Annotated in this window: 22 protein-coding genes; 16 read left to right on the top strand and 6 right to left on the bottom strand. The window is 62.9% G+C overall.

Going from position 1 to position 23130, the window contains the following annotated elements; genetic code table 11:
- Positions 1–39 precede the first annotated feature (39 nt).
- From LB516_RS13985 to LB516_RS13975, 3 genes are read left to right on the top strand one after another with little or no spacing between them, the layout of a single operon-like run.
- The gene (locus tag LB516_RS13985) at positions 40–1074 is read left to right on the top strand and encodes an ABC transporter permease (protein WP_015317135.1); all 1035 of its coding nucleotides are present in this window, start codon (positions 40–42) and stop codon (positions 1072–1074) included.
- An 11-nt stretch (positions 1075–1085) separates the two neighbouring features.
- A complete protein-coding gene (locus LB516_RS13980) occupies positions 1086–2243 on the top strand; it encodes an ABC transporter permease (RefSeq protein WP_224719762.1) in 1158 nt (385 codons plus the stop codon).
- Positions 2244–2293: 50 nt separating this feature from the next.
- The gene (locus tag LB516_RS13975) at positions 2294–4615 is read left to right on the top strand and encodes an ABC transporter ATP-binding protein (protein ID WP_141907094.1); all 2322 of its coding nucleotides are present in this window, start codon (positions 2294–2296) and stop codon (positions 4613–4615) included.
- Positions 4616–4628: 13 nt separating this feature from the next.
- Here LB516_RS13975 and LB516_RS13970 read toward each other — a convergent pair whose 3' ends face one another.
- Positions 4629–5219: a transglycosylase SLT domain-containing protein gene (locus LB516_RS13970; RefSeq protein ID WP_224719761.1), complete on the bottom strand. Its 591-nt coding sequence runs from the start codon at positions 5217–5219 to the stop codon at positions 4629–4631.
- A gap of 214 nt (positions 5220–5433) precedes the next feature.
- Here LB516_RS13970 and LB516_RS13965 point away from each other — a divergent pair, with 214 nt between their 5' ends.
- Together LB516_RS13965 and LB516_RS13960 are read left to right on the top strand one after the other, a co-directional pair.
- Positions 5434–6972 (top strand): trimethylamine methyltransferase family protein, encoded by a 1539-nt coding sequence (locus tag LB516_RS13965; protein WP_140714513.1) that lies wholly within the window; start codon positions 5434–5436, stop codon positions 6970–6972.
- Positions 6973–7037: 65 nt separating this feature from the next.
- Positions 7038–9479 carry an FAD-dependent oxidoreductase gene (locus LB516_RS13960; RefSeq protein ID WP_140714515.1) on the top strand — a complete coding sequence of 814 codons (2442 nt, stop codon included), beginning with the start codon at positions 7038–7040 and terminating at the stop codon, positions 9477–9479.
- 18 nt (positions 9480–9497) lie between these two features.
- Here LB516_RS13960 and LB516_RS13955 read toward each other — a convergent pair whose 3' ends face one another.
- Positions 9498–9893 (bottom strand): DoxX family protein, encoded by a 396-nt coding sequence (locus tag LB516_RS13955; protein WP_140615534.1) that lies wholly within the window; start codon positions 9891–9893, stop codon positions 9498–9500.
- A 207-nt stretch (positions 9894–10100) separates the two neighbouring features.
- Between LB516_RS13955 and LB516_RS13950 the strand changes: the two genes are divergently transcribed.
- A complete protein-coding gene (locus LB516_RS13950; protein ID WP_140714517.1) occupies positions 10101–10589 on the top strand; it encodes a hypothetical protein in 489 nt (162 codons plus the stop codon).
- 42 nt (positions 10590–10631) lie between these two features.
- Here LB516_RS13950 and LB516_RS13945 read toward each other — a convergent pair whose 3' ends face one another.
- The gene (locus LB516_RS13945) at positions 10632–11408 is read right to left on the bottom strand and encodes a VOC family protein (protein ID WP_015317143.1); all 777 of its coding nucleotides are present in this window, start codon (positions 11406–11408) and stop codon (positions 10632–10634) included.
- 178 nt (positions 11409–11586) lie between these two features.
- On the opposite strand from LB516_RS13945, the gene LB516_RS13940 reads away from it, so the two are divergent.
- From LB516_RS13940 to LB516_RS13910, 7 genes are all read left to right on the top strand, one after another.
- On the top strand, positions 11587–12312 hold the full coding sequence (locus LB516_RS13940; protein ID WP_224719760.1) for a gamma-glutamylcyclotransferase: 726 nt from the start codon (positions 11587–11589) through the stop codon (positions 12310–12312).
- 121 nt (positions 12313–12433) lie between these two features.
- Complete coding sequence (locus tag LB516_RS13935; RefSeq protein ID WP_015317145.1) at positions 12434–13789, top strand: NAD(P)-dependent oxidoreductase; 1356 nt, start codon at positions 12434–12436, stop codon at positions 13787–13789.
- A 5-nt stretch (positions 13790–13794) separates the two neighbouring features.
- A complete protein-coding gene (locus LB516_RS13930; RefSeq protein WP_140665315.1) occupies positions 13795–14637 on the top strand; it encodes a class I SAM-dependent methyltransferase in 843 nt (280 codons plus the stop codon).
- Between the two features lie 12 nt (positions 14638–14649).
- Positions 14650–15963 carry an NAD-dependent dihydropyrimidine dehydrogenase subunit PreA gene (gene preA, locus LB516_RS13925; RefSeq protein ID WP_140615544.1) on the top strand — a complete coding sequence of 438 codons (1314 nt, stop codon included), beginning with the start codon at positions 14650–14652 and terminating at the stop codon, positions 15961–15963.
- Positions 15964–16069: 106 nt separating this feature from the next.
- Positions 16070–16588 (top strand): RrF2 family transcriptional regulator, encoded by a 519-nt coding sequence (locus LB516_RS13920; RefSeq protein ID WP_015317148.1) that lies wholly within the window; start codon positions 16070–16072, stop codon positions 16586–16588.
- A 33-nt stretch (positions 16589–16621) separates the two neighbouring features.
- Entirely contained in the window at positions 16622–17080 is a 459-nt protein-coding gene (locus tag LB516_RS13915) for a carboxymuconolactone decarboxylase family protein (protein ID WP_224719759.1), read from the top strand.
- 68 nt (positions 17081–17148) lie between these two features.
- Positions 17149–17526: a DoxX family protein gene (locus tag LB516_RS13910; protein WP_224719758.1), complete on the top strand. Its 378-nt coding sequence runs from the start codon at positions 17149–17151 to the stop codon at positions 17524–17526.
- Positions 17527–17537: 11 nt separating this feature from the next.
- On the opposite strand, the gene LB516_RS13905 is transcribed toward LB516_RS13910, so the two are convergent.
- Complete coding sequence (locus LB516_RS13905; protein WP_224719757.1) at positions 17538–18260, bottom strand: SDR family oxidoreductase; 723 nt, start codon at positions 18258–18260, stop codon at positions 17538–17540.
- Positions 18257–19096, bottom strand: coding sequence for an SDR family NAD(P)-dependent oxidoreductase (locus tag LB516_RS13900; RefSeq protein ID WP_224719756.1), 840 nt, complete (start codon positions 19094–19096; stop codon positions 18257–18259). Before LB516_RS13900 ends, LB516_RS13905 begins: the two co-directional genes overlap by 4 nt.
- Positions 19097–19199: 103 nt before the next feature.
- Here LB516_RS13900 and LB516_RS13895 point away from each other — a divergent pair, with 103 nt between their 5' ends.
- A complete protein-coding gene (locus tag LB516_RS13895; RefSeq protein WP_224719755.1) occupies positions 19200–20081 on the top strand; it encodes a helix-turn-helix transcriptional regulator in 882 nt (293 codons plus the stop codon).
- 249 nt (positions 20082–20330) lie between these two features.
- Here the strand turns inward: LB516_RS13895 and LB516_RS13890 are convergent, their stop codons facing one another.
- Entirely contained in the window at positions 20331–20999 is a 669-nt protein-coding gene (locus LB516_RS13890; RefSeq protein ID WP_263484663.1) for a TetR family transcriptional regulator C-terminal domain-containing protein, read from the bottom strand.
- A gap of 208 nt (positions 21000–21207) precedes the next feature.
- On the opposite strand from LB516_RS13890, the gene LB516_RS13885 reads away from it, so the two are divergent.
- Both LB516_RS13885 and LB516_RS13880 read left to right on the top strand, forming a co-directional pair.
- Positions 21208–22536 carry an aspartate aminotransferase family protein gene (locus LB516_RS13885; RefSeq protein WP_015317155.1) on the top strand — a complete coding sequence of 443 codons (1329 nt, stop codon included), beginning with the start codon at positions 21208–21210 and terminating at the stop codon, positions 22534–22536.
- A 112-nt stretch (positions 22537–22648) separates the two neighbouring features.
- Positions 22649–23089, top strand: coding sequence for an endonuclease domain-containing protein (locus LB516_RS13880; protein ID WP_140873291.1), 441 nt, complete (start codon positions 22649–22651; stop codon positions 23087–23089).
- The last annotated feature ends 41 nt before the right edge of the window (positions 23090–23130 follow it).

The raw sequence follows: 23130 nt of genomic DNA, 5'->3' as shown, positions 1-23130 counted from the left end.
GACCATATCTGACCCCAACCCGGCCGGCAGGGGGGCACAATGTTCTCATTCATCATCAGACGCATCGGCACGATACTGCTCACGATGCTGTGCCTGACGCTGGTCGTCTTCTTCCTCGTCAATCTCGAACCCAATCTAAAAAAGCTGGCGATCAGCCAGACCGAAATGCACACATCGGCGGAGCAACTCGAAAGCTGGCTGGTCAATCACGGCTATCGCCAGAATTTCTTCGTTCGCTATGGCCAGTGGCTCGGCGTCGTGCCCAAGCAGCCGATCACGGATCCGGCGACCGGAAAGACCACGCAGCGCTTCTCCTTCTGCAATGACCCGGCCGTGCCGACATTCTCCGGCGTGATCGAGGGTGATTTCGGCTGCTCGACCAAGTTCAAGACCACGGTCGCGGCCAAGCTGTTCCCTGCGCTGGGCGCTACCGGCATTCTGATGCTCTGCGTGCTGGGCGTAATGGTGCCGGTGTCGCTGCTGGTTGGCATCCTTGCCGGCATGCGGGAGGGGTCGCGCACCGATCGCGTGCTGTCGATCGCCTCGATCGCCTCGACGGCGACGCCTGAATATGTGTCGGGTGTCATCTTCACCGTCATCTTCGCCTCCTGGCTCGGCTGGCTGAACGGGTCGGCCGCCTCAGCAAGCCAGGGCATCACCTTTTACAATTTCACCCTGCCGGTGATCACGCTGGCGATCTACGGCATCGGCTATATCGCACGCATGACACGCGCCTCGATGGTCGAGGTGATGACGCAGCAATACATCCGCACGGCACGTCTGAAGGGGCTTTCCTTCAAAAGCGTCGTGGTCAAGCACGCGCTGCGCAACGCCTTGATCGCACCGTTCACGGTCATCATGCTGCAGTTCCCCTGGCTGCTCACCGGCGTCGTCATCGTCGAGGTGATGTTCCGCTACCAGGGCTTCGGCTACACGCTGGTCGAGGCCGCCGGCAACAACGACATCGATCTTCTGCTCGGCTGTTCGCTGGTCTCGGTGTTCATCGTGCTGATCACCCAGCTCATTTCCGACGTCGGCTATGCATTCCTCAATCCGCGCATCCGCGTTCAGTAGGGAGAAGGCGCATGCAAGCTCAATATATCGGCGCCTCCACCATCGTCCTCGAAGTGCTCTGGCGCTTCTGGCCGGTCTGGGCCGCGCTCGCCATCGTCATGGGGGCGAGCTTTCTCTACAAGAAGAAGCTGGCGCTCTACGGCCAGTTGTTCGACAGCGGCGTCGGCATAGCGGGCGTGTTCATCTGCCTGTTCTGGCTGTTCACGGCGATTTTCGCCTCGACCATCTCGCCTTTCGATCCGCTCGGCCAGATCCCGATCATGAAGGACACGCTGCCGGGCGCCATCGAACCGCAATCGGGGCTCGTCTACCTCTTCGGCGGCGACAAGCTCGCCCGCGACGTGTTCTCGCGCATGGTCTATGGCAGCCAGATCGTGCTGATCATCGCACCCGCCGCGACCGGTTTCGCGCTCATGGTCGGCATCACGCTTGGCCTGCCGGCCGGCTACTACGGCGGCAAGATCGATTCCATCCTGTCGTTCCTGGCCAACCTCGTGCTGGCCTTCCCGGTGATCCTCTTGTTCTACCTGCTGGTGACGCCGGGCATCATGGACACGCCGATCCCCTATGCGCTGGCCGGCGTCTTCTTCCTGTTTCCGATCATTTTCTTCAGCGTGCTGTTCTGGACGCGCTACAAGAACCGGCCCGACCGGATTTATGTGCTGCTCGGCCTGACACTGATCATAGGCGGCTGGATCTACCTCGGCCTCGTCTTCGACAGGGACCCGCTGCACATCGTCCACATCGATCCCAACCAGCTCAATATCTTCGTCGCGGTGGTGTTCGCCTCCAGCCCTGGCGTGTTCCGCATCGTGCGCGGCCTGGTGATGGACATCAAGACGCGCGACTATGTGGCGGCGGCGCAGACGCGCGGTGAATCGCCTTGGTACATCATGCTGTGGGAGATCCTGCCCAATGCGCGCGGGCCGCTGATTGTCGATGCCTGCCTGCGCATCGGCTACACCACCATACTGCTCGGCACGCTGGGTTACTTCGGCCTGGGCCTTGCGCCCGAGAGCCCGGACTGGGGTACGGCGATCAAGGATGCCAGCCGATTGCTGCGGTCCTTTATTCATCCGGCGCTGCCGCCGACGATCGCGTTGATGTCGTTCGTGCTGGGTCTCAACCTGCTCGCCGACTCACTGCGTGAGCAATCGATGAAGGATTGACGGCGGGGTCTCAGATCCCACTTGGCCAAGAATAAGGATTGGAGCGACCCATGAACGAGGCAGTTCGAAATCCGGCACAGCCGATCATCGAGATCGAGAACCTTTCGATCTCCTTCTTCACCCGCAAGGGCGAGATACCGGCCGTCATGGACTTTTCCTGCACGGTCATGCCGGGCGAGGCGATGGGCATCGTCGGCGAATCCGGTTGCGGCAAGTCGACCGTGTCGCTCGGCATCATGCGCGACCTCTCCAACATCGGAAAGATCGTCGGCGGCAAGATCAAGTTCCAGGGCAAGGACATGGGCGAGCTCTCCGACGAGGAGCTGCGTGCCATCCGCGGCAACAAGATCGCCATGATCTACCAGGAGCCGATGGCCAGCCTCAATCCGGCGATGAAGATCGGCCAGCAGCTGATGGAAGTGCCGTTGATCCACGACAAGGTGTCGACGAAAGAGGCCTACTCCAGGGCGCTCGAAATGGTGCGCTCGGTCAAGCTTCCCGATCCCGAGCGCATGATGCGCTCCTATCCGCACCAGCTTTCCGGCGGCCAGCAGCAGCGCATCGTTATCGCCATGGCGCTGCTGTCGAAGCCGGCGCTGCTTCTGCTCGACGAGCCGACGACGGCGCTCGACGTGACCGTGGAAGCGGGCATTGTCGATCTGGTCAAGGGGTTGGGCGAGAAGTTCGGCACCTCGATGATCTTCGTGTCGCACAATCTCGGCCTCATCCTGGAAACCTGCGACCGCATCACGGTGATGTATTCGGGCGAGGCGGTCGAGACCGGCAAGATCAAGGACGTCTTCGACCGGATGCGCCACCCCTATACGCAGGGGCTGTTCCGTTCGATCCCGCTGCCTGGCGCCGACAAGAACTCGCGGCCGCTGATCTCGATCCCGGGACAATTGCCACTGCCGCACGAACGGCCCAAAGGCTGCAATTTCGGCCCGCGCTGCCACCATTTCGTCGAGGGCGTCTGCAACGCCGCCGAAATCCCGATGATCGAAGTCGCCGGACACGAGGGCCATTTCTCGCGCTGCGTGCGCTTCAACGAGATCGATTGGGAGGCATTGCCGCCCGGCGCCAAGAAGGTGAATGAGCGCGTCGTGCCCGGTGCGCCAGTACTCAAGATCGAGGACCTGCGGAAATACTACAAGGTCGGCGGCAGCGAGGTGTTCGGCTCGAGCGAAGGCCGCGTCGTCAAGGCCAACGAGACGATCTCGTTCATGGCACGCGAATCCGAGACCGTGGCCATCGTCGGCGAATCCGGCTGCGGAAAGTCGACGCTTGCCAAGGTATTGCTCGGGCTGGAAACCGCCAGCTCCGGCAGCGTCACGCTCGGCAACAAGGAAATCCAGTCGACCGGCATCGAGAAGCGCAGCGTCGACACCGTGTCGTCGATCCAGATGGTGTTCCAGAACCCGTTCGACACGCTGAACCCCAGCCATTCGGTGGGGTCGCAGATCATCCGGACGCTGGAAAAATTCAATGTCGGCAAGACCGTCGCCGACCGGCGCAAGCGCATGCTGGAACTGCTCGACCTGGTGAAACTGCCGCGGGCGTTCGAAACCCGCAAGCCGCGCCAGCTTTCCGGCGGCCAGAAGCAGCGTATCGGCGTGGCGCGAGCCTTCGCCGGCGACGCCAAGGTCGTGGTGGCCGACGAGCCGGTTTCGGCGCTCGACGTCTCGGTGCAGGCGGCGGTGACGGAACTGCTGATGGACATCCAGCGCAAGAACAAGACGACGATGCTGTTCATCAGCCACGATCTCTCGGTCGTGCGCTACATCGCCGACCGCGTCGTCGTCATGTATCTCGGCTATATCGTCGAGCAAGGCACGACAGACCAGATCTTCGCGCCGCCCTACCATCCCTATACCGAGGCGCTGCTCTCGGCGATCCCGATTGCCGACACCAGCGTGGTCAAGAAGCACATCGTGCTGGAAGGTGACATCCCCTCGGCGATGAACCCGCCGTCCGGCTGTCCGTTCCAGACACGCTGCGGCTACAAGAAGCTGGTGCCTGACAATCTGTGCGAGACCAAGGTGCCGCCGGTCAAGAACCTCGGCGATGGCCATATGAGCCTGTGCTGGCTCTCCGACGACGTGCTCAAGACCATGGAGCCGGTGATCAAGTTCGACAGGGAACATGCCGCCCATGAAGGCGTGCCTGACGACGCGCCGCATGGCGAAGGTCCGGGCTTTGCCGGCGACCCGCCGAAGCGGCCACATGGCAAGGTAGCGGGTGCTGAGGCCGACGCGATCGGGGAGGCCGCCGAGGAGGCGGACGCCGTTTCGCGGGCCCGTCGCCACGAAGTCCGCGACGAGGTGTCGGAAACCGGTGATTCAAAACCGAAGGACACGACAAAGCCGCACTAGCGCGGACAGGACATCAGCTCCCGCATTGCTGCAGCTGAACAGCATAGTCGCGGGCCATCTTGTCGGTGGCCCGTGCGTAGCCCTGGACGCCGGCATCGCCACGATTGCCGCGGCCATAGGCGGTCCAGCCCAGGTAATAGGCGAGGTAGAGGTTGTAGGTGTCGTTGCGCGCGACGCCATATGTGTCGGCTGTCTTGGAATGATACCAGCCGACGAAGTCGACGGCGTCGGCGAATCTCGTGCGCCGCGCCGCCCAGTTGCCGGTTTCGCGCTGATATTGCGACCAGGTGCCGTCCAGCGCCTGCGAGAAGCCGGTGGCCGAGGAGACATGTTTCCACGGAATGAAGCCGAGCAGTTTGGTGCGCGGCGGCCGGGCGTTGCTCTTGAAGCCGGATTCCTTGCGCACCGTCGCCATCAGCACCGGCACCGGCACGCCATATTTCTGTGAGGCGCGCTCGGCACCCGACTGCCAATTGTCGAACCAGCCATCGTTCTGATCGAAGACGGCGCAGACATTGTTGATGTGACTGGGTGCCGTGGCGCAGGCCGAAAGTGCCAGCAGCACGCCAACCGCTACAATTTTACTAAAACTCGACCAACGCATTGGATGAGCAATAGGCCGAAATCATAAAGGGAATCTTGCTGCCGCTGTTAACGCCTCGTCGGCACGGTCAGGTGAAAATGCCATAGCTGTATTCCGACGCCAATTGTCGCCTTTTATAAAGTCGTGCTGAGCATATGCCGCCTTGGCTAAAATCACGCCCGTAAACGGCGCATTTCTGACAGCTTGCGCGGTTTACCGAAGCTTTGATGCCGGCATGACCGAACCAAGACGCAAGCGCGGCGCCGAGCGTACCAGCAACCGGGGGCCAGCGCCCATCGCACAGCTGCGGCCCAGGCGGGTGATCAATCCCTATCCGCCGATGGCCTTGCTGTCACCAGACCAGATCGAGGCGATCCATCAGGCGTCGATGCACATATTGGAGAATTTCGGCATCGAGGTGATGAGCCCGCGTGCGCTGTCGCTGTTCGAGAAGGCCGGCGCCAAGGTCGATCACGCCTCGGCCAATGTGCGCGTCGATCGCGGCATGATCGACGAGGCGCTGAAGACAACGCGGTCCGGCTATACGCTGACCCCACGCAATCCAGCCAACACAATCCATCTCGGCGGCAACACCATCAATTTCACGCTGGTTGCGGGTCCTCCCAATGTGCATGACATGGAGCGGGGCCGCCGTGCCGGCAATCTGCGCGACTATGCTGATCTGACCAGGCTGGCGCAGCATTTCAACTGCGTCCACATGCTTGGCAACCAGGTCTGCGCCCCCGTCGAACTGCCGGCCAACTCACGCCATCTCGATACGTACTTCACCAATCTGACGCTGACCGACAAGAGTTTTCATGTCTCGGCGATCGGCCGGGGCAGGGCGCTGGACGGCATCGAGATGATGGCGATCGCGCGTGGGATGACGCTGGACCAGATGGCTGATGATCCCGGCATTGCCACCATCATCTCTGTCAACTCGCCGCGTCGCTTCGACGAGATGATGGCCGAGGGGCTGATGACCATGGCCGAGTACGGGCAGTCGGTTGCGGTGACACCGTTCACGTTGATGGGAGCGATGAGCCCGGTGACGCTGGCCGGGGCGCTGGCGCAGCAGAATGCCGAGGCGCTGTTCGGCGTCGTGCTGACGCAGCTGGTGCGGCCAGGCGCGCCCGTGATGTACGGCGCCTTCACCTCCAATGTCGACATGAAGTCGGGCGCGCCGGCCTTCGGCACGCCTGAAAACACCAAGGCCAACATCGCTTCGGGTCAATTGGCGCGCCGCTATGGCCTGCCATACCGGACGACGCCCGGTTCGGCTTCCAACGCCGCCGACGCGCAAGGCGCCTATGAGACGCTGATGGCGTTGTGGGGCGCGGTGCTTGGCCATGGCAATCTCGTCTACCACGCCGCCGGCTGGCAGGAGGGCGGGCTGACGGCTTCGTTCGAGAAATTCATCATCGACGTCGAGATGATCCAGCACATGATGGAGTTTTTGCGCCCGATCGTGGTCGATGAGGCCGAACTTGCCGTCGAGGCGCTGGGCGCGGTGCCGACCGGCGGCCATTTCTTCGGCGAGCCGCACACGCTGGAGCGCTACGCCACCGCCTTCTACCAGCCGATGCTCTCCAACTGGCAGAATTACGAGGCCTGGCAGGAGGCCGGCGGCCTCGACGCGACCGCGCGCGCGACGCGGCTGTGGAAGAAAGCATTGGAGGATTATGTCGAGCCGGTGATGGACATCGCCGTGCGCGAAGCGCTCGAGGCCTATGTGGCCAAGCGCAAGGAAGCGATCGGACAGGGCGAGCCGTGATGCGCCACGAACGTCCCGTTTTGAATCATCCCACCCATCCAACTAACTGATATCAGAGAAGAACCATGAAATCGCATGCAAAGGTCGTGGTCATCGGCGGTGGCGTCGTCGGATGTTCGGTGCTGTTCCATCTCGCCCGTCATGGCTGGACCGACGTCGTGCTGCTGGAGCGCGACGAGCTGACCTCGGGCTCGACCTGGCACGCGGCCGGCGGCATGCACACGATCAATGGCGATCCCAACGTCGCCAAGCTGCAGAAATACACCATCAACCTCTACAAGGAGATCGAGGAGCTGTCGGGCCAGGCAACCGGCGTCCACCTGACCGGCGGCGTGCTTCTGGCGGCCACCGAGGCGCGGCTCGACTGGCTGCGCGGGGTGGTCGCCAAGGGCCGTTATCTCGGCATCGAGCTGGAGGAAATCTCCCCGAAAGAGGCGGCCGAACTGATGCCGCTGCTCGATCCCAAGCAGTTCGTCGGCGCCGTCCGCAACAAGGAGGACGGCCACCTCGATCCCTCCGGTGTCACCCACGCCTATGCCAAGGCGGCACGAAAACTCGGCGCCGAGGTGGAGCGCTTCACCAAGGTCGAGGATATCGTGCGCCGTCCCGACGGGCTGTGGCGCGTCATCACCAACAAGGGCGAGGTGGTGGCCGAGCATGTCGTCAATGCCGGCGGCCTGTGGGCGCGCGAGGTCGGCCGCATGGTTGGGCTCGAACTGCCAGTACTGGCGATGGAGCACATGTACCTGATCACCGAGGACATGCCGGAGGTTGCCGCCTGGAACCAGAAAACCGGCACCGAAATCATCCATGCGGTCGATTTCGACGGCGAACTCTATCTGCGCCAGGAACGCGGCGGCATGCTGATGGGCACCTATGAGAAAGCCAACAGACCATGGTCAGAATACCAGACGCCGTGGAATTTCGGCCATGAATTGCTGGCGCCGGATATCGACCGCATCGCGCCGTCGCTCGAGGTCGGTTTCCGGCATTTCCCGGCTTTCCAGAACACCGGCATCAAGCAGATCATCAATGGGCCCTTCACTTTCGCGCCCGACGGCAACCCGCTGGTCGGGCCGGTGCGCGGCCTGCCGGGCTTCTGGGTCGCCTGCGGCGTCATGGCCGGCTTCAGCCAGGGCGGTGGCGTTGGTCTGGCGCTATCCAACTGGATGATCGAGGGCGATCCCGGCGCCGATATCTGGGCGATGGATGTTGCGCGCTACGGCGACTGGGCGACGATGGCCTACACCAACGCCAAGGTGCGCGAAAACTATTCCCGGCGTTTTTCGATCCGCTTCCCCAACGAGGAACTGCCGGCCGGGCGGCCGCTAAAGACGACGCCCGTCTATGACCTGTTGTCGGCCAAGGGTGCGCAGTGGGGCGTCGCCTACGGGCTGGAAGTGCCGCTCTGGTACGCGCCGGAAGGCGTCAAGGACGAGTTCTCATGGCGGCGCTCGAGCGACTTCAGCCATGTCGCCGCCGAAGTCGCGACGGTTCGCGCAGGCGTCGGCTTGTCGGAGATATCGAGCTTCGCCAAATACAAGGTGACGGGCGAGGGGGCCGCGGCCTGGCTCGACCGGATGCTCGCCTGCAAGCTGCCGAAGCCCGGCCGGATGACGCTCGCCCCGATGCTGAAGGACGACGGCAGGCTGATCGGCGATTTCACGCTGGCCAATCTCAGCCCCCAAGGTCGGGAAGAAGCGGGCTGGTTCCTGGCCGGCTCCGGCATTGCCGAGCAATATCACATGCGCTGGTTCGAGCAGCATCTGCCCGACGATGGCTCGGTCCATATCGAAGCGCTGGGACAAAAGCTTACCGGCCTGTCGATTGCCGGCCCCAAGGCCAGGGACGTGCTGGCGAAAGCCACGCGCTCCGACATCTCGAACGCGGCATTTCCCTTCATGGCCGTCGGCAAGATGGATGTCGGCATGGCGCCGTGCCTGGTCGGCCGCGTCAGCTACACCGGCGATCTCGGCTACGAGATCTGGGTGGCGCCGGAATATCAGCGTGCCGCCTATCAGGCGCTGATGGCGGCGGGGGCGGAATTCGGCATCGGTCTGTTCGGCTCGCGCGCGCTCAACGCGCTGCGGCTGGAGAAGAACTACGGCTCATGGGGGCGCGAATACCGGCCGATCTATGGGCCGCTGGAAGCCGGCATCGATCGTTTCGTCGCCTACGGCAAGGACGCAGATTTCATCGGCAAGGCGGCGGCTCTGGCCGAGCGCAAACAGGGCGGCAAGTTGCGGCTGCGCGCCTTCATCGTCGATGCCGACGATGCCGATGTCATCGGCGACGAACCGATCTGGTTCGGTGGCGCGGTGCGCGGCTGGGTGACGTCGGGCGGCTATGCCCATCATTCGAAGAAGTCGGTCGCTGTCGGCTATGTGCCGAAGGAGATCGCAGAGGAGAGCGACGGCTTCGAAATCGAGTTGCTCGGCAAACGGCATGCGGCGCGAATCCAGGCGGCGCCGCTGTTCGATGCGAATTTCGAACGGATGCGGGGGTGAACCACCCCCGCATGGGGTTCACGCGCTACGGCGGTTGTCCAGCGCGAAGGCGCCGGCGCCGGCAAAGACCAGATAGAGGAAGATGAAGCAGAACGAGATCGCCGAATCGCCGCTGTTGTTGACGGGGAAGAAGTCGCGCGGCATGTGAGCCATGAAATAGGCGATCGCCATTTCGCCGGCCAGAAGGAATGCGACCGGGCGGGTGAAAAGGCCCAGCGCCAGCAGAATGCCACCGACGAATTCGAGGATGCCGGCTGCTAGCGGCAGTCCGCTCAACGCGCTGGCTACGTGGTCGCTGGCGGGGAAATTGAACAGTTTCTGCGTGCCGTGCTCGATGAACTGCAGCGCGGTCATGATGCGCAGAACGCCAAGCGCCTGCGGCTGGTATCTGGCAAGGCCATCGAAAAGCTTCATCCAAAACTCCGTTTGGCTTCTCGGACCGGCCATAGGTTATTGCCCGGCAGTGGACCATTCACATCTCATGGCCAGCCATCAACAATTGGTGATTGGAAATGTTCCCCGCCTTTCATATTGTTCTCGTAAAGGTTGCATTTTTGCCTGTTTGGTTGTATTGGTTGTAGGCGTCGATTTGGATGCTCTTCACATGTGGGTCCCCTTGCCATGAAAAAAGTCGCCATCAGCCTGTTCGCAATCCTTGTGAGTACCAGTTTAGCCATGGCCGAGGACGCCGGCTGCGAGGCCTTCAGATGGCCGGTGACGCGCGAACAGGCGCTGTTTGCAACGGCACCCTCAACGCCGTCCGGAGCGATACTGGCAGTAGGGGCGGCCGCGGATCTGGCGCTGGTGCCGGCCGAGAAGGCCGGCTTTGCGGTGCCGCCCGAACGCGCACCTGCGGAAGGCACATTCGGCGCTGTCGCCAGTGTGGCGGTGCCGCCGGAGGGGACCATCCAGATCAGCCTGTCGGGCGAGGCCTGGGTCGATGTTATCCAGGACGGCAAAGCCGTGAAATCGTCCGGCTATAGCGGCGTCAAGACGTGTCCCGGCATCCGCAAAAGCGTGCGCTTCAAGCTCGCGGCCGGCCAAGCCACCGTCCAGTTCAGCGGTGCCAAGAAAGAGACCCTCAAGGTCGCGGTGCTGGCACCGGAATAAGTCGACGCCAGCAAGCGTGATATCAGCGGTTGACGCGGGCGCTTATCGCACCGGCGCCATCAAAGCGAAGTGCGCGCCTTGCGGATCCTGGCATTGCACGACCCAGCTGCCTCCGGGGACCTCCATCGGTCCCATCAGGATCTTGCCGCCATTGTCGGTGACGCGTTTTGCGGCCGCGTCGATGCCGGTGACGTTAAAATAGAACTGCCAGACCGGCACCGGAATCTGCTCGGGCTTGTTCATGATGCCACCGCCGGATTCGGGGCCGGCGGTAAAGGTCTGGTAAGTGCCCATCGGCCCCATGTCGAATTCGCCGGCATTGGCCCAGCCGAACTGGCTGGAATAGAAGTCAAACGCGGCCTTCCAGTCGCTCGTATAAAGCTCATGCCAGCCGATATGGCCCGGCGTGCTGGCCGGCACGACGGGCTGGTCGGGGCCGTTCGGCTGCAGGAGCATGAAGGTCGCGCCTTGCGGATCGGCCACGACGGCAAAGCGGCCGACGCCTGGAATGTCGTCGGGCTGGCGGTGAACGGCGCCCCCCGCCTTTTCCAGCGACGCTGTTGCCGCGTCGACATCCCTGGCGTGGATGTAGCCCAGCCAGGCGGGCGGCATGCCCATCTTGGCGGCATCCTGAGGCATCGTCATCAGGCCGCCGACGCCACGCTCGCCGGCATTCATGACGACATAGCGCGGCATGCCTGGAGCCTTATCGAAGGGCTCGGCCTTCCAGCCCACCACGGCGGGGTAGAAAGCCTCGGCGGCGTCGAGGTCTGATGTCATCAGTTCGTACCAGAAGAAGGGCATCGGGGATTGTGGCATGGTCGGTCTCCTCACCTTTGTGCGCCGATCGTCGTTCGATCCATCCTAGGACGATCTTGACGACGGAAATCCGACATCTGGGCTGGAAATCGGGAACGGCAAGGCGCACCCTCTTGGCAATCTTGCGTGTCTTGCGATTTTCGCCTTTGCTTGGCCTCGAGGAGGAGGTCGTCGTTCCATGCGGCAGATGTCACTTACAGCCGAGCTTGTCGCACTGTGCCATCGCGACGAGGCCGATCCCGGGCCCAGCGGCGGCTGGACGCAACTGAGCGACGAGGATTTCCGGGTCCTTTCCGCGCGGCTCGCCGATGAAGCAGATGCGGGGCCGCTATGGGTGTTCGCCTATGGCTCGCTGATCTGGAAGCCGGCTTTCGAGTCCGTCGAACGCCAGCGTGCCACCGCCCATGGCTGGCACCGCTCGTTCTGCATCGACATGGTTCGCTGGCGCGGCAGCGTCGCGCAGCCTGGGCTGATGATGGCCCTCGAACGCGGCGGGCGGTGCGATGGTGTGATCTACCGTTTGCCGGAAGGGGAGAAGACTGCTCAGATCGAAAGGCTGTTGCGGCGCGAGATCGACGATCATGAGAGCGTCGCTTCGGTCAGGTGGGTCTCGGTGCGTACGGCGCAAGGGCATCTTCGGGCGCTGGGTTTCTGGGTCGGGGTGACGGGCAGGGGCACTTCGCTCGGGCAGCCGCTGGACCGGGTGGCGCGGGTGCTGGCGCGGGCCTGTGGCCATATCGGATCGGGCGCCGAATATCTCTACAACACCGTCAGCCACCTCGAGGAATTCGGCATTCGCGACCGCAATCTGTGGCGCCTGCAGCAATTGGTCGCCGACGAAATCAGGTCTATCCATGGCAATGGCAGGGGTGGCGGCCTTATCCCAGTGTCACCGTCATCATAACATGAATACCACTATCATGTTTTCTTCCAGTCTTTTCAACGGTTTGTGCCAAAAATTGACCAATTGATAAAAAAATAAAACGTGCTAGCCTTCCCCAAAACGAAAACATGGGGAACTGAGAATGCCAGAAGGCCAGTTCAAAGAGGGTATTGTCGGCGGCCGGCTTCTGCCCGACCAATACGCGGATAATTTTTCCGACCTGCATCCCCCGCTCGATCATCACGAGGCGCTGGTCGAATCCGACCGCTGCTATTTCTGCTACGACGCGCCGTGCATGAACGCATGCCCGACCTCGATCGACATTCCGCTGTTCATCCGCCAGATCTCGACCGGTAACCCGATCGGCTCGGCCAAGACCATCTTCGACCAGAACATTTTGGGCGGCATGTGCGCCCGCGTCTGCCCCACCGAGACGCTGTGCGAGGAGGTTTGCGTGCGCGAGGTTGCGGAAGGCAAGCCGGTCCAGATCGGTCGTCTGCAGCGCTACGCCACCGATGTCGCGATGAGCGAGAGCAGGCAATTTTATCCGCGCGCCGAGCCGACAGGAAAAACCGTAGCCGTCGTCGGCGCCGGCCCGGCTGGTCTTGCCGCGGCGCACCGGCTCGCCCGCCATGGCCATGACGTGACCATCCTGGAGGCGCGCCCGAAGGCGGGCGGCCTCAACGAATATGGCATCGCCGCATATAAGAGCGTCGACAACTTTGCCCAGGCCGAGGTCGACTATGTCACCGCGATCGGCGGCATCGACATCCAGAATGGCAAGGCGCTCGGCCGCGATTACCAGCTCTCCGACCTGATCCGCAATTACGACGCCGTTTTCCTTGGCATGGGGCTTGGCGGTGTCAACGCGCTGCGCGCCGATGGCGAGGATGCCGCCGGCGTCACCAACGCGGTCGAATTCATTGCCGAACTGCGCCAGGCCAGCGACCTCTCCGGATTGCCGGTCGGCCGCCGCGTTGTCGTCATCGGCGGCGGCATGACGGCGATCGACGCCGCCGTGCAGTCGAAGCTGCTTGGCGCCGAGGAGGTGACGATCTGCTACCGGCGCGGCCAGGAGCATATGAACGCCTCCGAATTCGAACAGGACCTGGCCGCCGCCAATGGCGTCACCATCCGTCACTGGCTGCAGCCGAAGCGGGTGATTGCCGAAGGCGGCAAGGTCAGTGCCATCGAACTCGAATACACGGCACTCGACGGCGACCGGCTTGCCGGCACCGGCGAGACGCTGACGCTGGTTGCCGACCAGGTGTTCAAGGCCATCGGCCAGAGTTTCGTGCCGGCTGCACTCAACGGCAGCGGGGCGTCGATCGATCTCGAAGCCGGCCGTATCAAGGTCGACGCGGAAGGGCGCACATCGCTGGCCAAGGTCTGGGCCGGCGGCGACTGCATTTTTGGTGGCGACGACCTGACCGTTTCGGCTGTGGCGCAAGGCCGCGACGCGGCGGAAAGCATCCACAGGAGCCTGACCCAGGGATAAGGACCATGGCCACGGTGGAACCGGGCATTGCCCGTCACTACGAGATTTCAGGCCTGGAGGAGCGGATTCTTGCCGCGCTTGCCGACACCGGCGTGGAAATTGACCATCTGAGCGCTGACGATCTCGCAGCGGTCGACGAATTCCACATTGGCGGCGTGGCCGCCACCAGGGAACTCATCGACCAGATGGGGCTGAAGCCTGGAGCCCGGCTTCTCGACATCGGTTCAGGCATCGGCGGCCCGGCCCGTTTTGCCGCGAACAATGCCGGCGCCGATGTCACCGGCATCGACCTGACCCAAAGCTATGTCGATATCGCGACCAGCCTGTCGAAACGGGTGGGAATGGCCGGCAAGACGCGCTTCGTGCAAGGCAGCGCGCTGGACATGCCGTTCGCCAAGGCCAGCTTCGATGCGGCAATGATCCTGCATGTCGGCATGAACCTTCCCGACAAGGCCAAGCTGATGAGCGAGGCCGCCCGCGTGCTGAAGCCCGGCGGTGTCTTTGCCGTCTATGACGTGATGCGGCTCAAGGATGGAGCACTGACCTATCCGCTGCCATGGGCCTCCGACGCGACCATGTCGTTCGTCGCCACGCCTGCTGATTATCGAGCCGCCGCCACCGTCTGCGGCTTTTCAGTAATCGCCGAGCGCCCGCGCGGCGCTTTCGCCATCGAATTCTTCGCCACCATGCGTGCCCGCATGGCCGCCGCGCAGGCCGAGGGCAAAAAGCCGCCGCCCGGCGTCGGCCTGATCATGGGCGAGGATGCCCGCACCAAGATCGCCAATCTCACCGCCGCGCTTGAAGGCGGCAGTCTTGCACCCGTGGAAATGCTCCTTCGTCTCCGTTGAAAGGGACCTGTCATGGCTGACATCAGAAACAATTTCGTCGGCATCAAATCGCCCAATCCGTTCTGGCTGGCCTCGGCACCGCCGACCGACAAGGCCTACAACGTCATCCGCGCTTTCAAGGCAGGTTGGGGCGGTGTGGTCTGGAAGACATTGGGCGAAGAGGGGCCGCCGGTGGTCAACGTCAACGGCCCGCGCTATGGTGCGATCTGGGGTGCCGACCGGCGCCTGCTCGGCCTCAACAACATCGAACTGATCACCGACCGCGATTTGCAGACCAATCTGCGCGAGATGAAGCAGGTCAAGATGGATTGGCCCGACCGTGCGCTGATCGCCTCGATCATGGTGCCCTGCGTCGAGGAGAGCTGGAAATCGATCCTGCCGCTGGTCGAGGAGACCGGCGCCGACGGCATCGAGCTCAATTTCGGTTGTCCGCACGGCATGTCGGAACGCGGCATGGGCGCGGCCGTCGGCCAGGTGCCGGAATATATCGAAATGGTGGTGCGCTGGTGCAAGCAATATACGCGCATGCCCGTCATCACCAAGCTGACGCCCAACATCGCCGATATCCGCAAGCCGGCGCGGGCAGCGCATGCCGGCGGCACCGACGCGGTGTCGCTGATCAACACCATCAATTCGATCACCGGCGTCGACCTCGACAGTTTCGCGCCGATGCCGACCATCGATGGCAAGGGTTCGCATGGCGGCTATTGCGGCCCGGCGGTGAAGCCGATCGCCATGAACATGGTGGCCGAGATCGCCCGCGATCCCGAAACCCGCGGCCTGCCGATCTCCGGCATTGGCGGCATCACCACGTGGCGGGACGCCGCCGAATTCATGGCGCTAGGCGCCGGCAATGTGCAGGTCTGCACGGCGGCGATGACCTACGGCTTCAAGATCGTGCAGGAGATGATCGCCGGCCTCGAAAACTGGATGGACGAGAAGGGCCACCGCTCGCTCGACGACATCATCGGCCGCGCCACGCCCAACGTCACCGACTGGCAGTATCTCAACCTCAACTATGTCGCCAAGGCGCATATCGACCAGGATGCCTGCATCAAATGCGGCCGCTGCCACATCGCCTGCGAGGACACCTCGCACCAGGCGATCACCAGCATGGTCAACGGCGTCAGGCATTTCGAGGTGATCGAGGCCGAATGCGTCGGCTGCAATCTGTGCGTCAATGTCTGCCCGGTGGACAATTGCATCACCATGGAGCCGCTTGCGGCCGGCGCGTTGGACCAGCGCACCGGCAGACCTGTGTCGCCGGTCTATGCCAACTGGACCACCCACCCGAACAACCCGATGGCCAAGGTGGCGGCGGAGTAGGGGTAACCTTTCAAAAGCGGCTTCTCCGGGCGTCGCCTTTTCATTTTCTTATTGCAGATAAATTTTATCCAGGATATGATGTATCTACGAATTGGAGACTAGCATTATGAAGCTGGGCGAGGGCGTTGAGGCGGCCATCCACTGCGCGGCGACACTGGCGAGCGTCGACGGCAACAGTACCATGCCGGGCGCGGCGCTGGCGGAATCCTTCGGCCTGTCGCCGAGCTATTTGCTGAAGCACCTCAACATGCTGACGGCGTCCGGCATTCTGGAATCGGTGCCGGGTCCCGCCGGCGGCTACCGGCTGGCGCGGGCTGCCGAACGCATCACGCTGCTCGACATCGTGCTGGCCATCGAAGGGCGCGAGCCGGCTTTTCGCTGCGGCGAGATCCGCCGCAACGGTCCGGTCAAGATCGATGCCTCCGCCTATGTGAAACCTTGCGGCATCAATGCCGCGATGCTCAAGGCGGAGCGCGCCTACCGGGCAGCGCTCGCCGAGGTGAAGTTGTCCGACATCGTGGCGGATTACGCTGCGGAAGGCGACCCCAGATCGTTTGCCGCGAGCTGCGCCTTTGTCGAGCGCCATCAACGGCGGCAGAAACCCAGTTCAACCAACCAAGCCTAAATTAACCTCCCCAAGGATGTGAAAGGAAAGACGATGAAACAGAGGCTGCAGTTCTTCGCCAAGGCGCCCGAGATCATGAAGGCTGTGTCGGCACTCAACAAGGCGGTCGACGAATGTGGACTGGAGGTGAGCCTGCTGCACCTGGTCAAGCTCAGGGCCTCGCAGATCAATGGCTGTTCCTTCTGCGTGGAGATGCACAGCCGCGAAGCCAGGCGCGACGGCGAGACCGAGCAGCGGCTCTATCTCGTCGCCGCCTGGAAGGAATCGCCGCTGTTCTCCGAGCGCGAACGCGCCGGACTGGCCTGGACCGAGGCGGTGACGCTGGTCGCCAACAACGGCGTGCCGGACGAACTCTATGCGCGCACGCTGGAGCATTTCTCGGAAGAAGAGTTGGTCAAGCTGTCCGTCGCGGTCGGCATGATCAACACCTGGAACCGGCTCTGTGTCCCGTTCCACGCCATTCATCCGATGCCGGCCGCCAAGGCGGCCTGACAGTCCGGACATCTATTGGGGCGCCGCCGGTGAAAGGCGGCGCCCCTACTGTTCAAAGGGGGAGTTCGATGCCTGTCGATTTGCCTTCGACCTTGCTGTTTCTGAGCCGCCTGCTGCTCGGCGGTGCCTTTGCCTTCGCCGGCCTGCGCAACATCCAGAACGCGGATTTCCTAACCGGGTTGGTGGCCGCGCGTGGCGTGCCCCAGGCCCGGCTGGCATTGTGGGTGGGTATTGTCGCGCAGATCATCGCGGGAGTGCTGGTGATGGTCGGCTTTTGGACGCCGATTGCCTGCGCGGTGCTGGTGCTGTTCCTGACCGTCGTGACGCCGATGTTCCACAATTTCTGGGGTCATCAGGGTCCGGAGCGTGCATCCCGCATCAATGGCTTCGTCGGCAATGTCGCGCTGAGCGGAGGGTTTTTGACGCTGATCGCGCAGTCGCTTTAACTCTCCAACGTTTACGCCGCGAACCGCAGGCCGCCATCGCAGGTCAGCACCTGGCCGGTCATGAAGCTGTTGGAGACGAGGAAGGCTATCGCCGAGGCGACGTCCTCGGCGCGGCCGATGCGGCCGACCGGCGTTTTCCCCGCATAGTCTGCAAAGACCGCCTGCCGCTGCTCTGCGGGCAAAAAGTCCCACCATGGCGTGTCGATGACGCCGGGCGCCACGACGTTGACGCGCAGCGGCTTCAGCTCGACCGCCAGGATCGGCGCCACGGTCAGGAGCATGCCATTGATGGCGCCGATGCCGGCGACGCCCGGCGTGGCGAGCTGGGCCGATACCGCCGAGATGAAGGTGACCGACCCCGATTTGTTCAGCGTCGGCAAGGCGGCCTGCAGGCAGGAGAGTTGAGGCCGCACCTTCTCGTTGACGCCCCCGGCGATATCGGTGAGGTCGAGGGTTTCGAACGGACCGAGGCCCTTGCCGCCGCTCGCCGCCAGAACGAGGTGGTCGAACGGGCCGAGGCGCTCGAAGAATTGGCGGACTTCATCCGGTTTCGAAGCGTCGAAGGCCGCCTTGTCGGCGGCTCCGCCAAGGCTTTTCCAGGCGCTGATGAGCTTGTCCTGGTTGCGCCCGGTGATCGTGACCTTCATGCCGGGACCGAGCAGTTTGCGCGCCGTCGCCAGGCCAATGCCGGATGAGCCGCCGATGATCACCGTGTGTTCGGTTCTGTTGGTCATGAATGCTGTTCCTTCGTTTCAGGGAAAGCCAGCCCGACAAGCTCGAGGCTCAGGCTTCGCAATTGTTGTCTTGCCTTGATGTCATAGGCCTGGGCGTCGGCGCAGGACTCCTGCAGGCCGTCGAAATAGAGGCCGCTGCGCCCTTCCAGCGTGGGCGAGGTGGCGAGATTCAAGATAGCCTCGGCGCCGGTCTCGACCGAACTCCATGGCGTGACGCCCGCCTGGCGGACCATGGTGGTGTTCATGTAACTCGCCGGATGCAGCGCGTTGACGGTGACGCCGCTGCCTTCCAACTGCCCGGCCAGATCGACGGTGAACAGGATCTGCGCCAGCTTGCTCTGGCAATAGGCGCGCACGCCGCTGTAGCCGCGGGTCAGCATGACGTCGTCGAAATCGATCGCCTGCTGGCCGGCGGACGCGACATTGACGATGCGTGCCGGGGCGCTCGCCTTCAGCAGCGGCAGAAGCTCCGAGGTCAGCAGGAAGCCGGCGAGATAATTGACGGCAAAGCGCAACTCGTAGCCATCGGCGCTTGTCTGTCGTTTGTCGCCAGCGGTGCCGACGCCGGCATTGTTGATGAGGATGTCGAGGCGGCTCGTGCTGGCGCGCACGGCTTCGGCGAGGCGTCGTACCTGCGCCAGCGAAGCGAGATCGGCCGCGAAAAACTCGGCCTTGCCGCCGGCGGCTTCGATGGCGGCGATAGTGGCGTCGCCGCGTGTGGCATCGCGGCCATGCACCAGCACCCGTGCGCCGGCGGCACCCAGCCTTTGCGCCACCACGCGGCCGACGCCGTCGGTCGAGCCGGTGATGAGAATGGTCTTGTCTTTCAATTCCATGTTCAGAGCCTCCTGTTGTTGCCCTGAACGCAAGATGGAGCGCTTCGCCCATGTCAAACAGTTCAAACTTTATCCTGGTATCAATACTGCTATAATGGCCGGTATGAACGCTCCCTCTGCCTCCATCCGATCAGCCGACGAGAGCCGCCGGCGCGAACTCGGCGCCTTCCTGCGGTCGCGCCGGGAAAGGCTGGCGCCATCGGCCACCGGCATCGCGACAGGTCCGCGACGGCGCACGCCGGGTCTGCGGCGGGAGGAAGTGGCGATGATCGCCGGTGTCGGCACCACCTGGTACACCTGGCTCGAGCAGGGCAGGGATGTGCGGCCCTCGGTGGAAGTGCTGGCGGCGCTCTGCGAGGCGCTGCGCCTGGACGCCGCGGAGAAGCGGCATCTGTTCATCCTGGCCGGCCGCCAGCAGCCGGAGCGTCGTGTGGCGGCACCTGAAAAGGTCGACGCTACGCTGTTGCACATGCTGCAAAGCCTGGTGCTGCAGCCCGCCTATGTCGTCGGCCGTCGTTGGGACGTTCTTGCCTGGAACGAAGCGGCCGTGGCGGTGTTCGGCGACTACGGCCTCCTTGAGGGTGATAGCAGAAACATCGTCCACATGGTGTTCACCAACCCGCAGCATCGCCGCCTGCTGGTCGACTGGGAAGAACTTGCCCGCGTGGTGCTTGCTTCGTTTCGTGCCGAAAGCGCCAAATATGTCGGCGATCCGGATTTCGAACGGCTGATCGCGCTGATGATGAGTTCAAGTCCCGAGTTCCGTGACTGGTGGCCCCGGCGCGACGTGGCGCGCAGGCTGACTGGCGTGAAGCATGTCCGGCATCCCACAGTGGGCCTGATGGCCTTCGAGCATATGAGCCTGTCGATCGACGACGGCTCGGACATGCGGCTGATCGTCTACACGCCGCTTGCCGAGCAGAACTCGATCTCCAAACTTCAACAACTGCTGGAGGCGATGCCGGCCGAACGGCGCAGCGCGTGAAGTTATCTGCCGGCGCGCTCTCAACTTCGTCATCCACGGGCGGAGCGGAAGCGAAGCGGACGCGCAGACCCGAGGATCCATGCCGTTACCTTGACAGTATAGTGCAGCGGAGCAGAATTCTGACCGTAGCGGCGCTCATGTGTCGCGGCATGGATTCTAGGGTCTGCGCCGCGTCGCTTCGCTCCTTGCTTCGCCCTAGAATGACGAAGCCAATGTGCGCTTCGGCCAATCTAGACATGATTTCGCCTGTTACCCTTTCGGCCTCAGCCCATCGAGGAACAATTGCTCGAGGAAGCGGGCAGCGTCCTCGAAGCGGCCGTCGCCGCCACGGTTCGGCCCCAGCACGGCGCGGACCTGGACATCGAAATCGGCGTAATGCTGCGTCGTCGCCCAGATCGAGAAGATCAGGTGCCAGGGATCGGTCCGGGCGATCTTGCCGGCGCGCATCCAGCCCTTGATGACGGCGGCTTTCTCGTCGACCAGCGTCTTCAACTCGCCCGCCAGCAGCGGCATGATGCGCGGCGCGCCTTGCAGGATCTCGTTGGCGAACAGGCGGCTCTCGCGCGGAAAGTCGCGCGCCATTTCCAGCTTGCGCCTGATGTAACTCCTGAGTTCAGTCATCGGATCGCCGATGTCGTCGAGTTCCCGCAGCGGCGCCAGCCAGGTTTCGAGCAGCCGTTCCATCAATGTCTCGTGAATGTCTTCCTTGCGGCGGAAATAGTAGAGCAGGTTCGGCTTCGACATGCCGGCGGCTTCGGCGATCTGGTCGATGGTCGAACCGCGGAAGCCGTTGGTGGAAAACACTTCGAGCGCGGCCTCCAGGATCAGTTCGCGCTTTTCCTGCTGGATGCGGGTGCGGCGAGGGGCTTGCGTGCTCGCGGTCACCGTTGCGGACCCTCGTATTGCCAAATCTCGCATTCAAGGACATCTGGACCAATTCTCTGGACCAGTTTTTCCCTAAGCTGTGGAACGCACTTCAGGAGCCGCATTTCCGCTAGTAATCCATTGACCGCCGACATGGCGGTGCTAACGTTTGTCCAATCGGTCAAAATTTGCGTAGCATGAAAGCGCGGCAAAGACCAAGCGTTGGACGCAGCGAAACAGGTTACAAGGGGAAGTCTTGGTCATGTCCAACCGGCTGAAAGTCACGCCGAACGATCTCAGCGCATTCTGGATGCCGTTCACGGCAAACCGGCAGTTCAAGCAGGCGCCGCGCATGTTCGTGTCCGCCAAGGACATGCATTACACGACCAGCGATGGCCGCAAGGTATTGGACGGCACCGCCGGCCTGTGGTGCGTCAACGCCGGCCATTGCCGTCCCAAGATCACCGAGGCGATCCAGCACCAGGCCGCCGAGCTGGATTATGCACCCGCCTTCCAGATGGGCCATCCGATCGTGTTCGAGCTCGCGAACCGCCTGGTCGACCTCGCGCCCAAGGGCATGGACCATGTGTTCTTCACCAATTCCGGTTCGGAATCGGTGGAAACGGCGCTGAAGATGGCGATCGCCTATCATCGCGTGAAGGGCGAGGGGTCGCGCACCCGCCTTATCGGCCGCGAGCGCGGTTATCACGGCGTCAATTTCGGCGGCATCTCGGTCGGCGGCATCGTCACCAACCGCAAGATGTTCGGCACGTTGCTGGGCGGCGTCGACCACATGCCGCACACGCATCTGCCGGAGAAGAACGCCTTCTCCAAAGGCGTGCCGGAGTATGGCGCGGAGCTCGCCAACGAGCTTGAGCGTATCGTCGCCCTGCATGACGCCTCGACCATCGCCGCCGTCATCGTCGAGCCGGTCGCGGGTTCCACGGGCGTCATTCTGCCGCCGAAGGGCTATCTCGAGAAGCTGCGCGAAATCTGCACCAAGCACGGCATCCTGTTGATCTTCGACGAGGTCATCACCGGTTTCGGCCGTCTCGGCGCGCCGTTCGCGGCCGACTATTTCGGCGTCACGCCCGACATCATGACCACCGCGAAGGGCGTCTCCAACGGCGTCATCCCGATGGGCGCGGTGTTCGTGAAGAAGGAAATCCACGACGCCTTCATGACCGGCCCCGAGCACATGATCGAGTTCTTCCACGGCTACACCTATTCGGGCAACCCGATCGCCTGTGCGGCCGCACTCGGCACGCTCGACACCTACAAGGAAGAGGGCCTGCTGACGCGCGGCGACGAACTGGCGCCTTACTGGGAAGATGCACTGCATTCGCTGAAGGGCGAACCGCATGTCATCGACATCAGGAACATCGGCCTGATCGGCGCGATCGAACTGGCGCCGATCGCGGGCAGTCCGACAAAGCGGGCCTTCTCGGCCTTCGTCAAGGCGTTCGAGCGCGGCGCGCTGATCCGCACCACCGGCGACATCATCGCACTGTCGCCGCCGCTGATCATCACCAAGGGCCAGATCAACGAACTGATCGACCATGTGCGTGAAGTGCTTAGGATGATCGATTGAAGAACTGGGCGCCGATATCCCTCCCCCTCGAGGGGAGGGTGGCCGCGAAGCGGTCGGGTGGGGTCGGTTCGACCGGGTGCCGACGTGATCTTTTGCCGCGAGGTCGCTTCTGATGCCCCGTACCCGCGTGAGCTTCGAAATGCGCCAAAAGGCGCGCGCGCTTCGAGTTCACGCGACCAAAGGCGAATCCCTTCTTTGGTATGAATTGCGTGAGTTGAAACCAAACGGAATCAAGTTTCGCCGACAATGTCCGATTGGGCCCTATATCGTTGACTTTGCCTGCTTTTCTACAAAGCTGATTGTTGAAGTCGACGGCGATTTGCATGAGCACGAAAAGGGCAAGCAGCACGACGCCGTTCGTGACGCGTATCTACGATCGCTTGGGTTCGAGGTCTTCCGTGTCGACGAACCCGATGTCATAAACAGCGCTTGGCATGTCGCGCAGGTGGTCAAGGAAAAAGTCGAGCGTATGTCAGCCGACCCCACCCGACCGCTTCGCGGCCACCCTCCCCTCGAGGGGGAGGGGGACGCCCCGCAATTGATGAGGTTTTGAATGGCCGCACCCGGCGAGAATCTGCGAATCAATTCAGACCG

The organism is Mesorhizobium sp. CO1-1-7, from assembly GCF_020164885.1.
In the GTDB taxonomy this organism is placed as follows: Bacteria; Pseudomonadota; Alphaproteobacteria; order Rhizobiales; family Rhizobiaceae; genus Mesorhizobium; species Mesorhizobium australicum.
This window is presented reverse-complemented; position numbering and strand designations above follow the sequence as displayed.